The sequence below is a fragment of the Christiangramia aquimixticola genome (assembly GCF_048285835.1).
In the GTDB taxonomy this organism is placed as follows: domain Bacteria; phylum Bacteroidota; class Bacteroidia; order Flavobacteriales; family Flavobacteriaceae; genus Christiangramia; species Christiangramia aquimixticola.
Map to the genome: position 1 here is coordinate 173,626 of NZ_JBLVTL010000002.1, position 15,216 is coordinate 188,841.

Annotated in this window: 10 protein-coding genes; 7 read left to right on the forward strand and 3 right to left on the reverse strand. The window is 39.9% G+C overall.

Annotated elements, in window-relative coordinates:
* The 3 genes from ACNKXV_RS04400 to ACNKXV_RS04410 all read right to left on the reverse strand — a co-directional run.
* A partial coding sequence (locus tag ACNKXV_RS04400) for a biotin/lipoyl-containing protein (protein WP_417906487.1) occupies nt 1–273 on the reverse strand: 273 nt, incomplete at its 3' end.
* Nucleotides 274–312: 39 nt separating this feature from the next.
* Nucleotides 313–3,093, reverse strand: coding sequence for a 2-oxoglutarate dehydrogenase E1 component (locus ACNKXV_RS04405; protein ID WP_417906488.1), 2,781 nt, complete (start codon nt 3,091–3,093; stop codon nt 313–315).
* 168 nt (nt 3,094–3,261) lie between these two features.
* Entirely contained in the window at nt 3,262–4,236 is a 975-nt protein-coding gene (locus ACNKXV_RS04410) for a polyprenyl synthetase family protein (RefSeq protein WP_417906489.1), read from the reverse strand.
* Between the two features lie 139 nt (nt 4,237–4,375).
* Here ACNKXV_RS04410 and ACNKXV_RS04415 point away from each other — a divergent pair, with 139 nt between their 5' ends.
* From ACNKXV_RS04415 to ACNKXV_RS04445, 7 genes are all read left to right on the forward strand, one after another.
* On the forward strand, nt 4,376–4,981 hold the full coding sequence (locus tag ACNKXV_RS04415) for a TetR/AcrR family transcriptional regulator (protein WP_417906490.1): 606 nt from the start codon (nt 4,376–4,378) through the stop codon (nt 4,979–4,981).
* Nucleotides 4,971–6,410, forward strand: coding sequence for a TolC family protein (locus tag ACNKXV_RS04420; protein ID WP_417906491.1), 1,440 nt, complete (start codon nt 4,971–4,973; stop codon nt 6,408–6,410). The genes ACNKXV_RS04415 and ACNKXV_RS04420 overlap by 11 nt, the downstream gene beginning before the upstream one ends.
* An 18-nt stretch (nt 6,411–6,428) precedes the next feature.
* Complete coding sequence (locus tag ACNKXV_RS04425; protein WP_417906492.1) at nt 6,429–7,595, forward strand: efflux RND transporter periplasmic adaptor subunit; 1,167 nt, start codon at nt 6,429–6,431, stop codon at nt 7,593–7,595.
* Between the two features lie 6 nt (nt 7,596–7,601).
* Nucleotides 7,602–11,117, forward strand: a complete 3,516-nt coding sequence (locus ACNKXV_RS04430) for an efflux RND transporter permease subunit (RefSeq protein ID WP_417906493.1) — start codon at nt 7,602–7,604, stop codon at nt 11,115–11,117.
* A 215-nt stretch (nt 11,118–11,332) separates the two neighbouring features.
* Entirely contained in the window at nt 11,333–13,081 is a 1,749-nt protein-coding gene (aspS, locus tag ACNKXV_RS04435; protein ID WP_417906494.1) for an aspartate--tRNA ligase, read from the forward strand.
* A gap of 134 nt (nt 13,082–13,215) precedes the next feature.
* Nucleotides 13,216–14,928 carry a chloride channel protein gene (locus ACNKXV_RS04440; RefSeq protein ID WP_417906495.1) on the forward strand — a complete coding sequence of 571 codons (1,713 nt, stop codon included), beginning with the start codon at nt 13,216–13,218 and terminating at the stop codon, nt 14,926–14,928.
* A gap of 14 nt (nt 14,929–14,942) precedes the next feature.
* Nucleotides 14,943–15,170 (forward strand): hypothetical protein, encoded by a 228-nt coding sequence (locus tag ACNKXV_RS04445; RefSeq protein ID WP_417906496.1) that lies wholly within the window; start codon nt 14,943–14,945, stop codon nt 15,168–15,170.
* Nucleotides 15,171–15,216: the final 46 nt, after the last annotated feature.

Sequence of the window (15,216 nt, forward strand, 5' to 3'; positions counted from 1 at the left end):
AGCTGGTTTATCATCAGATCCACCACCTGGTTTTTCAGCATCTGTATCTATAAGACACACTACCTGACCTACTTCTACCACATCACCTTCCTCAGCCTTCAGGGTTACAATACCACTGGCTTCTGCCGGAAGTTCAAGAGTAGCTTTATCACTATCCACTTCAGCAATTGCCTGATCTTTTTCTACGTAATCCCCGTCTTCTACCAGCCACTGTGCTATTTCAACTTCAGTGATGGACTCCCCGGGTGAAGGAACTTTCATTTCTAAGGCCATGATTATATTTATTTAGTCTCCTTATTCAGGAAATTATTCTTAATTATTTTCTTCTTGTTTTAAATCCTTATCAAAAACACTGTTGATAACACGTTCGTGACGTTTTTTGAAACGTACAGAACTACCGGCTGCAGGCGCACCATAGAATTTACGGCTACAAACCCTAAAGTTTCTGGACTCCGGGAAATGCAGCAACATATGAGCATAAGCTCCCATATTACGAGGCTCTTCCTGTGCCCATACCACATCTTCAGCATTTTTATATTTTTCCATCATTTCTTTCATGATGGTACCTGGTAACGGGAATAATTGCTCGATTCTCACCAAAGCTACATCTTCCCTTTCGTTATCTTCCTTGAATTTTAAAAGGTCGTAATAGAACTTTCCGGTACAGAATACCAGACTTGTCACCTTATCTGCGTTCGCATCCGGATCATCTATAACCGGCTGGAAACTTCCATTGGCAAATTCTTCTTTGGTAGAGATCACCTTTGGATGACGCAGTAAACTTTTAGGAGTAAAAATGATAAGTGGCTTACGGAAGCCTGCTTTCATTTGTCTTCTAAGAATATGGAACATGTTTGCCGGTGTAGAAACATCAGCCACATACATATTATCCTTAGCACAAAGCTGAAGGAAACGCTCCATTCTACCTGAAGAGTGTTCTGCTCCCTGACCTTCATACCCGTGAGGCAATAACATTACCAGACCATTCTGCAATTTCCACTTATCTTCTGCAGCAGAAATATACTGGTCTATCATGATCTGTGCTCCGTTCACGAAATCTCCAAACTGAGCTTCCCAGATGGTTAAAGTGGTTGGACTTGCCATGGCATAACCATAATCAAATCCCACTACTCCATATTCAGATAACAGAGAGTTATAAATAAAGAAATCTCCCTTTCTCTCCTCTATATTATTATGAAGAATGATCTCTTCTTCACTGTCTTCTACTTTTACAACGGCGTGACGGTGCGAGAAAGTTCCACGCTCCACATCCTGACCGCTAATTCGAACATCATAACCTTCAGTCATCAAAGATCCATAAGCAAGGTGCTCTGCCATAGACCAGTCCAGCTTGTTATCTTCGAAGTACATTTTCTTTCTCCCGTCGATGATCTTCTTGATCTTTCTCATGAATTTTTTACCCTCAGGTAATTGAGAAACAGCTTCAGCTACTTTATCAAGCTTATCCATATCGAATGTGGTATCCACATTCTCCATCATCACATCTTCCTGAACGTTTTCAAAACCATCCCACTCATCCTGCATAAACGGAGTGATGCGGGTAGTTTCTTCTTTTCTGGAATCTACCAGCTTTTCTTCCAGCAGGGATTTATAATCTTCTTCCAGCTTTTTAAGGTAATTATCGTCTATAACACCGTTCTTCTTCAGCTTTTCAGCATAAATATCCCGCGGATTTTCATGCTTAGCGATCGCTTTATAAAGTTTAGGCTGAGTAAATCTTGGTTCATCACCTTCGTTATGACCATACTTTCTATATCCAAGCAGGTCGATAAATACATCTCTCTTAAATTTCATTCTGAAATCCAGAGCGAATAATATGGAGTGAACCACCGCTTCAGCATCATCTGCATTCACGTGTAAAACCGGTGAAAGGGTCACTTTTCCAACATCTGTACAATAAGTTGAACTTCTTGCATCAAGATAGTTGGTAGTAAATCCTATCTGGTTGTTCACTACTATATGGATAGTACCTCCGGTTTGGTATCCTTCCAACTGAGCCATTTGTACGATCTCATATACAAGTCCCTGGCCGGCAATTGCCGCATCTCCATGAACAAGTATTGGAAGTATCTTGGAATTGTCGCCATTATAGCGTCTATCCATTTTTGCTCTCGAAATACCTTCTACCACAGCACCAACGGTTTCAAGGTGAGAAGGGTTTGGAGCAATATTTATATTAATTTCTTTCCCACTGTCTGTCGTGCGGCAGGAAGTCCATCCAAGGTGATATTTTACATCACCGTCAAAAATGTCCTGTTCGTAATCTTTACCATCAAATTCGCTAAAAATGTCTTTAGCATTTTTCCCAAAAATGTTGGTAAGGGTATTCAATCTACCTCTGTGGGCCATTCCCATTACAAAATCCTCCACTCCAAACTCGGCTGCTTTTTCAATAAGCGCATCAAGAGCAGGGATAAGGCTTTCACCACCTTCCAGAGAAAATCGTTTTTGCCCTACATATTTGGTATGTAAAAAGGTTTCAAAAGAAACCGCTTCGTTCAGTTTTTTAAGGATCTGCTTTTTCTGGGACTCATCAAAACTTGGCTGATTGTCGTTGATGTTCAGCTTATTTTGAATCCATTCAATCTCTTCAGGCTTACGAATATACATATACTCGATCCCGATAGATTCGCAATATACCTTTTCGAGATGCTGAATGATCTCCTTTAATGATGTAGGTCCAATCCCAAGGATTTCCCCTGCATTAAATTTGGTTTCCAGATCGCTTTTATCAAGACCAAAATTGGAAATATCCAGAGTTGGAACATATTTTCTACGTTCTCTTACCGGATTGGTTTTGGTAAATAAATGACCTCTGGTGCGATATCCATCGATAAGACGAATAACCTGAAATTCTTTAACTACATGTGACGGTATCTCCCCTTCTGCAAAATCTACAGGAGCTTCTTCCAATACATTTTCTGAGACGCCATCTTGTTGCATCCCAAAATCAAATCCCTGGAAGAAGGCCCTCCAACTGGGTTCCACACTATCAGGGTATTTTAGATATTGATCGTAAAGTTCTGCGAAATATGCAGTATGAGCAGCATTTAGAAATGAAAATTTTTCCATAAAATTGAAACAACTGTTTCTTTTGTTTTTAAAAACATAGCAAAAATACAATTTTTAAAAAAAACAGCTTGTAGCGATTATGATAATTCTCTATTGAGTTATAGGAATTTTAACACTGCCTCAAAATGAATGGTTTAGAAAAAAGAGGATATTTTAAAATCTGTAAGGTTAAACCTGCCTTTCCATTAACATTTCTCCAAAGCTTCTAAGCGGCTCCTTTTTTTCTTCGGGAAGATCAATTTTATCGAGAACATCAAAAGCCATAGAAGTATACTTTTGAATTTCTTTTCTGGTAAGATCGGCAGCTCCGCTACTTTCAAATAAAGCTTTTACCGCTTCTATTTTTCCTGAATTATGTACCGGGTTTATACTATACAAATGTTCCAGTTGCTGAGCTTCATGCGCATCTGCAAGTTCCAGTGTCTTTAAATAAAGGAAGGTTTTTTTATTTTCAATAATATCTCCACCGGGCTGTTTACCAAAAGTTTCGGGATCTCCAAAGGCATCGAGATAATCATCCTGTAACTGGAAAGCTATTCCCAGTAAATTCCCATATTGATAAATCGCCTCTTTACAGGTTGCGGAAGTTTGAGCCACGATAGCTCCCATTTGCAGGGATGCTCCAACTAAAACCGCAGTTTTATATTCGATCATCAGGAGATAATCTTCAATGGTTACATCATCTCTGGTTTCAAAATCGATATCGTACTGCTGACCTTCACAAACCTGAATAGCGGTTCTGGTAAACAGACTTGACAACTCTTTAAAGGTATCCCCTTCATAAGTTTCAAATAACTGATAGGCATTTATCAGCATTGCATCCCCGGAAAGAATTCCGGTATTGATATCCCATTTTTCGTGTACGGTTTCTCTACCTCTCCTAATAGGCGCATCATCCATAATATCATCATGAACAAGTGAGAAGTTATGGAATACTTCAATTGCCAGAGCTGCGTCCAAAGCTTTGCGGTAATCACAATCAAAAATTTCTGTAGCCATTAGAACCAAAACAGGTCTTAATCTCTTCCCGCCCTGTTCCAGAATATAAACCATAGGTTCATATAAGTTTGCCGGCTCCTTTACTTTTATCTTCTCATGAAGATATTCAATTATGGCCTCTCTATATTCAGAAATGGAAAGCATGGGTGCAAATTTTTGTGCTAAAATACCATATTAAGCAATAATTCAAATTTTATCCAGATGTTAAATAACAGTAAACTTTGGAAACTTTAATTGTTTTTAGAGTTTCCTGTTGTACTTTTGCCAAAATTATAATGATAGGGTGCGCGATAAAATTTTAAGTACTGCTGCTGATATGTTTCTCACTTATGGATTTAAAAGTGTGACCATGGATGATATTGCAGAAACTCTGGGAATTTCGAAAAAAACGATTTATACCCATTTTTCTACCAAGAACAAACTTGTAGCTGCTACCGGTTTTCATGTTCTGGATAATATTAGCTGCGGGATTGACTCCATTAGGGAAAAGAAGCAGAATCCAATAAAAGAGAATTATGACATCAAGCATTTCGTGGTTCAGCATTTAAAAGGAGAAAAAACCTCTCCGCATTATCAGCTTCAAAAATATTACCCAAAGGCTTATGAAAGTTTAAAGGGCAAGCAGTTTGAACTCTTGCAAAATTGCATGATCGATAATTTAAACCGCGGGATTGAAGATGGATACTATCGCAAGGATATTCCTCTTGATTTTATAAGCCGAATCCATTTTGTGGGGATGATGGGAATAAAAGACACAGACCTTTTTCCTATTGAGGAATACGACCATCCGCGTTTAATGGAATATTTTTTAGAATACCACCTTCGTGCAATTTGTACCACGAAAGGAATTAAAATACTTGAAGAATTAATCACATCACATGAGAAGTAAAAAAACGTCCTTATTACTCCTGTTCCTTGCTTTAACTACAGGTTTATTTGCCCAGCAAGACAGTTTGAAAACCTATAGCCTTTCTTTAATGGAAGCCATAGAATTTGGACTTGAGAACAATTATCAGTCAAAAATTGCTGAAAAGGACATTCAGATCGCCTTGCAACAAAAATGGGAAATCATAGCTCAGGGACTTCCGCAGATTGGAGCCAATGTAGATTACCAGAATTTCCTGAAGCAACCTGTAACTTTATTACCGGCCGCTGCTTTTGATAACACTCAGAGCACAGTAGATGTTGTTGAAAAATACTTCGATAATGTTAATCGTAATAACGAACCGGTGAACAGTCCTGAAGGTTTTATTCCGGTAACATTTGGAACCAAACAAAGCATGAATGCCACAGCAACCTGGCGACAGCTAATTTTTGATGGATCTTATATAGTAGGGATACAATCTGTAAAAACGCTGCTTCAAATTTCTAAAAATGCCAAGACCAAAACAGATCTGGAGATCAAAAAAGCGATCATCCATGCCTATGGAAATGTACTTCTGGCTGAAGAAAGTGTAGAGATCCTTCAAAAGAACACTACGAACCTTCGTAAAAATTACGATGACACTAAAAAGATCTTTGAAAACGGGCTAACCGAGCAGGAAGACGTGGAGCAATTGGAGATCACTCTTTTAAATCTGGAAAACAATCTTTCCAGAAGTAAACGAATGAAAAGTATCGCTTACGACATGCTTAAAATAAGCCTGGGCATCCCGGTAGAAAGCAAGGTGATGCTTACCAATGATCTGGACGAACTGGCCATGAAATATTTCGATCTTTCGTTACTGGCTCAAGAAATTCCGGTAGAAGAAAATATTGATTATAGAATTGCCAAGAACCGGGCAGAATCTGCCGACATTCAGGTAAAACTTCAAAAAGCCAAAGCCCTTCCAACCCTTAGCGGATTTGTGAATTATGGTTACCAGGCTTATAGTGATGAATTCACCTTTCTCGATAGTGAACAGGAATACTTTGGGCAATCCATTCTTGGAGTAAGTTTGAACATTCCAATATTTAGTAGCGGAAGTAGAAGCGCTAAAACTCAGCAACGTAAACTGGAATATGAACAGGCACTTCTTGATCTTGAGCGCACAGAAAATGAGATCAAACGCAAAATCAACTCGGCTAAGATCGAGTATGAATTCAGTTTAGAGAATTACCAGAATGCAGTAAAAAATCTGGAACTGGCTCAACGTATAGAGAATAAAAATCAGATCAAATTTTTTGAAGGGATCGCTAGTAGTTTTGAATTAAGCGAAGCTCAGAGACAACTGTATACTGCTCAGCAAAACTATTTGGAATCCATGCTTCAGGTAATCACTTCTAAAGTGGAACTTGAAAATTTGCTTGACACCAGAACCTATTCACCCAATAACTAGAAAATTAATTCCCATACAATGAAAAATATACTTTATATCCTAACCCTCAGTCTTTTGCTAACCGGCTGTGGAAACGAGAAAAAGAATTCTACCGAGGCGGTTCTTGAAAGCAACGATCTGGAAACGCTTCAAACCAAAAGAGATGAGCTTACCGGACAGGTTGCTACCCTTGAGGCTGATATTAAAAAGCTTGACGCAAAAATTAAGGAGATCAACCCGGAAAGAAACATTCCCCTGGTTACCGCTTATACCCTAAAATCTGAGAATTTTGATCATTATCTGGAGGTTCAGGGAAGTGTTCAAACCAGAAAGAATGTGGTGCTTAATGCAGAAATGGGTGGTGTACTCCAAAGAGTTTATGTGGAAGAAGGACAAAAAGTTTCCAAAGGACAAACACTGGCAAGAATTGATGATGGTGGGTTAAGCCAGCAGCTTGCTCAAATGGAGATTCAGCTTGATCTTGCCAAAACTACTTTTGAACGTCAAAAGCGTTTATGGGAACAGCAAATTGGAAGTGAAATCCAGTTCCTTCAGGCAAAATCAAATTATGATGGACAGGTGAATGCTGTAAAGCAAATGAAAAGTCAGGTATCCAAATCTGTGATTTCAGCTCCTTTTTCAGGAATTGTGGACGATATTATTACAGAACAGGGGAACGTGGTTTCACCGGGACAAACACCAATTCTGCGTCTGGTTAATCTTGACGATATGTATATTAAGACTGATATTCCAGAAAATTATATTGGGAATGTAACCGAAGGAAAATCTGTACTGGTAACTTTTCCAGTACTTGGAGAGACCGTGGAAACTAAGATCAAACAAACCGGAAATTATATAAATCCTAACAACCGGACTTTTGATGCCGAGATCGCTATTCCAAATAAAACGAAGAATATTAAACCGAATCTTACCGCCAGAGTAAAGATCAACGACTATAATAATAAGGAAGCCTTACTCGTACCTCAAAACATCATTTCTGAAAATGCAGATGGGGAACAATATCTTTATATAATTGATGAGATCGAGGCGGATACCGGAGTAGCCAAAAGAGTGATCATAGAGACCGGAAGATCTGAAGGTGACAAGATAGAAGTACTGGAAGGCCTGAAAGAAGGAGATCTAATAATTCAGGAAGGTGCCCGTAGCGTTAAAGAAGGTCAAACCGTGAAAATAATGAATAACTAATAAGTTATGTCTAAAAAGAAAACACACTTAGAGAAAGAATTTCCTCTTTCTTCCTGGGCTATTAAGAACAAGACTACCATCTATGTGATGATGGCCCTTATATTATTTTTTGGGATCTCCGCCTATTTCAGCATGCCGCGGGAAAGTTTTCCTGAGGTGAAGGAAACCAAAATTTATGTAAGCTCTCTTTATCCCGGGAATACAGCCGAAGATATTGAGAAACTTATAACCAATCCGCTTGAAGACAAGTTAAAAACGGTTAGCAATCTGGTAGAGGTTACCTCAACCTCGCAGGAGGATTATTCCATGATCGTTTTGGAGTTTGATGAAGATATCTCAGTAGAACTTGCTAAACAAAAGGTTAAGGACGAGATAGATTCAGAAACTTCGGGGGAAGACTGGCCTACTTTCAATGGTGCCAAAGTAGAACCCAATGTATTTGAGTTAAGCCTTTCTGAAGAAATGCCTATTCTTAACATCAACATTTCCGGTGATTACCCGGTCATGAAGTTAAAGGAGTTTGGAGAATATCTTCAGGACGAAATTGAGAATTTACCGGAGATCAAAAAAGTAGATATCCGTGGAGCTCAGGATAAAGAAATTGAAGTAGCGGTAGACATTTATAAAATGATGGCCTCTTCAGTTAGTTTCAATGATATTACCAGTGCCATTGGGAATGGAAACATGACCATGTCTGCCGGTAATTACATCGCCAGCGGCCAGAGAAGAACCATCAGGATCCTTGGAGAAATTGACAGTCCCGAAGAGCTGGAGAATTTTGTGGTGAAATCTGAAGATGGGGATAATGTTTATTTAAAGGATATCGCCAATATAACTTTCAAAGCAAAAGACAAGACTACTTATGCCCGTGAGTTTGGACACCAGGTGGTAATGCTTGATGTAAAAAAGCGATCTGGAAAGAACATGGTGGCCGCTGCCGAAAAGATTGACGAGATCGTTGAAAAGGCAAAGGCAGATGTTTTTCCTTCCAATCTGGATATTTCCATCACAAACGATCAGTCCTCCAAAACCATTGGTCAGGTTGACGATCTTGTGAATAATATCATTTTTGGAATTATCCTCGTGGTAACGGTATTAATGTTCTTTTTAGGATTTAAGAACGCCCTTTTTGTTGGTTTTGCCATCCCTATGTCCATGTTCATGTCCCTTATGATTCTTAATCAGCTTGGATATACCATGAACACCATGATCCTTTTTGGATTGATCATGGGTCTGGGAATGCTGGTGGATAATGGTATTGTGGTTGTGGAAAATGTTTACCGACTTATGGATGAAGAAGGCATGACGAGATTTGAAGCTGCAAAGGAAGGGATTGGAGAGATCGCATTCCCAATTATCATCTCTACCGCTACCACCGTAGCTGCATTTATTCCGCTTGGATTATGGCCCGGATTAATGGGACAGTTCATGATTTACTTCCCCATAACACTCTCGGTAGTACTCGGCTCCTCATTATTTGTAGCCATATTTTTTAACTCGGTGCTGGTATCCCAATTCATGTCTGTAGAAGACAGAAACATGCCTTTAAGAGTCATAATCAAGACCTCATCGATAATTGCGGGAATTGGAGCTTTGATCCTCATCTTTGGAGGTGAATATCGTGCCATTGGAACTTTAATGATCTTTACAGCGATCATGCTATGGGTTTACCGATTGTTCCTGAGAAAACTGGCTAATAAATTTCAAACAAGCTGGCTGGTAAAACTTGAAAACTGGTATGAGCGCAGGTTATCTTCAGCATTTAAGAAGAAGCGTCCTTACTGGATTGTGGGAGCCACCTTCCTTTTACTGGTAGTGGCCTTTATGGCGTTTGGAGCTTCCCTTGCCTCACAGCGTACCAAAGTGGAATTTTTCCCGGATAACAAACCAAACCAGATCATTGTTTATATCGAATATCCTGAAGGAACCGATATTGAAAAGACCAATAAGATCACCAAAGAAATTGAAGAAAGAGTCTATAAGGTTCTGAATAGCGACGAATATTTGGATGACGGCTACAATTTCATGGTAGAAAGTGCCGTATCTCAGGTAGGAGAAGGTGCAGGAAACCCTCAAACCGATGGTGGATCTGCTGCAGAAATGCCGCACAAAGGAAAGATCACTGCCTCTATGCGTGAGTATAAATACCGCCGTGGAAAAGACAGTGAAGTGCTTAGACAAAAAGTTCAGGAAGCATTGGCGGGCATTTACCCGGGAGTATTGATCTCTGTAGAAAAAGATCAAAATGGACCTCCGGCTGGTGCGCCTATCAATATAGAACTTGAAGGTGATGATTATAACGAGCTTATCGCAACTGCCGAAAGGATGCGTGAGTTCATTAACAGTAAAAATATCCCGGCAATCGATGAATTAAAGATCGATGTAAATAAGGATAAACCATCTATGCTCGTGGAAGTGGACCGGGCGAAAGCCGGAGAACTGGGTGTAAGCGCAGGCCAGGTTGGCCAGCAATTACGAAATTCGATATTTGGTACCAAAGCCGGTGTTTACAAAGAAGGCGGAGAAGATTATGATATCTATGTCAGGTTCAATGAAGACAGCAGATATGATAACAGCGCCCTATTTAATCAAACCCTGACATTTAGAAATAACAAAGGTCAGCTTAGAGAGATCCCGGTTTCAGCAGTTACTAAAAAAAGTAATAAATCAGGATTTAGTGCCATCAAGCACCGTGATACCAGAAGGGTTGTAACCATATATTCTGCTCTTTCTCCTGGTTATACCGATGCCGGTGCTGCCGTTAGTCAGATCCAAAACGAAATGCAAAGTTATGATGGAGTACCTGATGACGTGAGAATTGATTATACCGGACAAATTGAAGAACAGAACAAGCAACAGGCTTTCCTTATGGGAGCGTTCTTTAGCGGGCTTGGATTGATATTCCTAATTCTGATATTCCAGTTCAATTCTGTTTCAAAACCACTTATTATCATGATCGCCATATTTTTGAGTTTGATTGGTGTGTTTGGTGGGATCGTAATAACAGGATCGGCCTTTGTGATCATGATGACCATGATGGGAATTATCTCGCTCGCGGGAATTGTGGTAAATAACGGAGTGGTACTCCTGGATTATGCGCAGCTGCTTATAGACAGGAAGAAATTGCGTCTTGGCATTCCTAAAGATGAATTTCTTCCTAAAGACGAACTTCTTATAACGATTATAAGAGCCGGAAAGGCACGTTTAAGACCGGTTTTATTAACCGCCATCACCACAATTCTTGGATTGATCCCATTGGCAATTGGTTTAAACCTGGACTTCTTTACCTTATTTAGTGAGTTTGATGCGAACATATATTTTGGAGGAGATAACGTGATCTTCTGGGGGCCACTGGCCTGGACCGTAATTTACGGATTACTGGTTGCTACTTTCCTAACCCTGATCATAGTTCCATTGTTATTTTATATCGCATTGAGATTAAAGATGTGGGTTCACTCTTTAAAAACTTCAGATAAAGACCATTCTCAGTCTGAGACAGAAGTCGCTGAGTATGCCGAATAACTTTAATATGGTTGTATTTATCAAACCCGGGACGATGTTCCGGGTTTTTTATTTTAGGCATTCATTCCCGTTTTAATTTTTCCGAAGTAAATATTATGGGCATATTCCCGAAAAATATAAGCAATACCTTAAAAGAGATTAATTTTTCAGCTTGAAAGGTTCAGTAAAACTGTTTAACTTCTTACTTTTGTGCCCATTCCAAATTTGAAGAATAAATGTACAGAAGTCATACTTGTGGCGAACTCAATGCCAGTCATATAGGAAATGAAGTAACCCTTTCAGGATGGGTTCAGAAGGTTAGAAATAAAGGTTTTATGATCTGGGTTGATCTTAGAGATCGCTACGGACTTACGCAGCTTATATTTGATGAAGAAAGATCTTCCAAAGAACTTATGGAGCAGGCCGGAAGTCTGGCCCGTGAATTCGTGATTCAGGTAAAGGGTGAAGTGATCGAAAGGGTTTCTAAAAATCCAAATATCCCAACCGGGGAGATCGAAGTACTGGTAAAGGAATTTGAGATCCTTAATTCTTCAAAAACTCCTCCATTCACTATCGAAGATGAAACTGATGGTGGTGAAGACCTAAGAATGAAATATCGTTACCTGGATATTCGTAGAAATCCGGTAAAAAATAAACTGATGTTCCGCCATCAGGTTGGAATGAAGGTTAGAAATTATCTTTCTAACGAAGGTTTTATAGAAGTGGAAACGCCATATCTTATTAAATCCACGCCAGAAGGTGCAAGAGATTTTGTTGTTCCAAGCAGGATGAATGAAGGGCAGTTCTATGCACTGCCACAATCGCCTCAAACTTTTAAGCAGTTGCTTATGGTTGGGGGAATGGATAAGTATTTCCAGATCGTGAAATGTTTCCGGGATGAGGATCTGCGTGCAGACCGCCAGCCGGAATTCACCCAGATTGACTGTGAAATGGCCTTTGTAGATCAGGAGGATATTCTGAATATTTTTGAAGGACTTACCAGGCATTTACTAAAAGAGATCAAAGGAGTTGAGGTAGCTGAATTCCCAAGAATGACTTATGCAGATGCCATGAAAAAGTACGGGAATGACAAGCCGGATATCCGATTCGGGATGGAATTCGCTGAACTTGACGAGCATGCAAAAAATAAAGGATTTAACGTATTCGACCAGCAGGAACTTGTAGTTGGTATTGCAGTTCCCGGAGCAGCTTCTTTCACCAGAAAAGAGATCGATAAACTCATTGCATGGGTAAAAAGGCCGCAGGTAGGTGCAACCGGACTTGTTTGGGCAAAATATAATGAAGACGGAAGTTTGAAATCTTCAGTAGATAAATTCTATGCTGAAGAAGATCTTAAAATCTGGGCAGATGCTACCGGAGCAAAACCAGGAGACCTTATTTTGGTGATGGCCGGTGAAGCAGATAAAACAAGAACCCAGCTTAGTGCACTTAGAATGCATTTAGGTAATGAGCTTGGATTGCGTAAAGCTGATGAATTCGCTCCATTGTGGGTTGTTGATTTCCCGTTACTGGAATGGGACGAAGACACTCAAAGATATCACGCCATGCACCACCCGTTTACCAGCCCTAAGAAAGAAGATTTTGCTTTACTGGAAACCGAACCTGGAAAAGTAAGAGCAAATGCATACGATCTTGTGCTTAATGGTAACGAGATTGGTGGTGGTTCCATAAGAATCCATGATAAGGAGACTCAGTCTCAAATGTTCAAATATCTTGGGTTTACTCCAGAAGAAGCTAAAGAACAATTTGGTTTCCTTATGGATGCATTCCAGTACGGAGCACCTCCACATGGAGGAATCGCGTTTGGTTTCGACCGACTGGTAGCCATTTTGGGCGGACAGGAAAGCATCAGAGACTTCATTGCCTTCCCAAAAAATAATTCGGGAAGAGATGTCATGATAGACGCTCCTGCAAAACTGGATGAAGAACAACTTAATGAATTACATCTTCGTTTGAAATTATAAAAAACATATCCCGCTTAATGCGGGATTTTTTATATTCATAGACTAATTCACAGAAGGTGGCGAACTTAAGCAGGTCATTGTTACACAGGTTCTTGAACTGGAAATCCAGAAACCTTTCACATCGCCAGTTTTTAATGATCATTAGTGCGCTTATTGGCTTTATTGCCGGAATTTGTGCCGTAACCATTAAGAACCTCACGCATTTTATCCAGATCCTGCTTAAAGGCGATACTTTTATTAATTACCACACGGCTTTCTATTTTATTTTCCCCGTAATAGGCCTGCTGATAGTTTACCTGATTTTTAAGTTCATTCTGCGAAAACAGGTAAGCCAGGGAATTCCGGCAACTTTGTATGCGATATCCAGGCAAAAAGGGATCATGAAACGCTTCCAGATGTATTCATCATTGATCACAGCCCCTATTACCGTAGGTTTTGGAGGTTCAGTAGGATTGGAGGCGCCAACCGTGGCCACGGGAGCTTCCATTGGTTCTAATTTGTCACGACTTTTCCTGCTCAATCAAACCACACGTACGTTATTAATTGGTTGTGCGGCTGCAGGTGCGATGTCGTCAATTTTCAATGCTCCGGTGGCGGCCATAATTTTCGCCATTGAGGTCTTCAGCCTGGATCTGACCCTCACTTCCCTCCTGCCTTTACTAATAGCTTCAGTTTCCGCCGTATTGACTTCCTATTTTTTCTACGGAAGTGAAATTATCCTTCCGTTTCAGCTGGAAGATGCTTTTACAATTTCTGAGGTTCCCTACTACATTCTATTGGGGATTCTGGCTGCCGGCTGTTCCATCTACTTTACCCGAGTGCATTTTAAACTGATGAAGTTGATGGCAAAAATAAGATCAGGGATACTTCGGCTATTAACCTCGGGAATATTACTGGGTTTGATCATTTACTTTATTCCGCCGCTATACGGGGAAGGATACAGCGTGGTGAATAATTTACTTCAGGAGAATTATTTAGAAGCCCTTGGCACCAATCTTTTTAACGCTTACCTGGAAAACATCTGGGTGGTGATCATATTATTAACCGGCCTTGTTTTGTTTAAGATCGTGGCCACCTCCCTAACCTTAAGCGCCGGCGGGGTTGGAGGAATTTTCGCTCCGGTAATGTTCATGGGAAGTGCGATGGGTCATGGGTTTGCCCTGTTACTCAACAACCTTGGCATTTTTAGATCTGGAATCTCCGTGAGCAATTTCACGCTGGTGGGAATGGCCGGCCTCATGGCGGGGGTGCTTCATGCTCCACTTACCGCAATCTTCCTTATTGCTGAATTGACTCATGGTTACGAATTGTTTATTCCGCTTATGATCACTGCTGCTATATCTTATTTGATCACCAGCAAATTTCAGCCACATTCTGTGTACACCATGGAACTGGCACAGCGCGGAGATCTTTTAACGCACGATAAAGATCATAGGGTGTTAACTCTAATGAATATAACCAGAGTTATTGAAAAGAATTTTATTCCACTGGAGATAGACATGAACCTTGGAGATGTAATACATCACGGGGTAATGAAGTCGTCGCGGAATATTTTTCCGGTTATTGATAAAAATCACACATTTATGGGAATTATCCTTCTGGATGATATACGAACCATTATGTTTGATGAAAAATTGTATGAGGAAGTAAAGGTTAGGGAGATCATGCAACAGGCGCCCGAAGTTATCAATATCAAAACCGATAGAATGAAGGAAATAATGAGAAAATTTCAGGAAAGCAATGCCTGGAATTTACCTGTTGTTAAAGAAGGCCGTTATATTGGGTTTATTTCGAAATCCAAACTCCTTACTGCCTACAGACAAAAATTAATTGAAGTTACTGTTTAGTTATGAAAACATTTATGAAAATACTGGGACTGGCAATTCTAATAGCAATTAGCATTGGATTCTATTTTAGGCTGACCGGAGACCTTTTAACAGGAGATCGAATAATAGGATTATCGGTTCTTGCTACTGTCTTTATTTTGATGCCTATTTTTCTGGTTGTAAGATGGAGAGGAAAGAAATTAGAGGATTATACCCTCTCAGAAAAAAACATGAAAAAAATGCGCGAAAAGGGAATAGATTAATTCTCAAAGTGTCAAAAAAAACACAAAAAAAACTGATTTTCAGTCA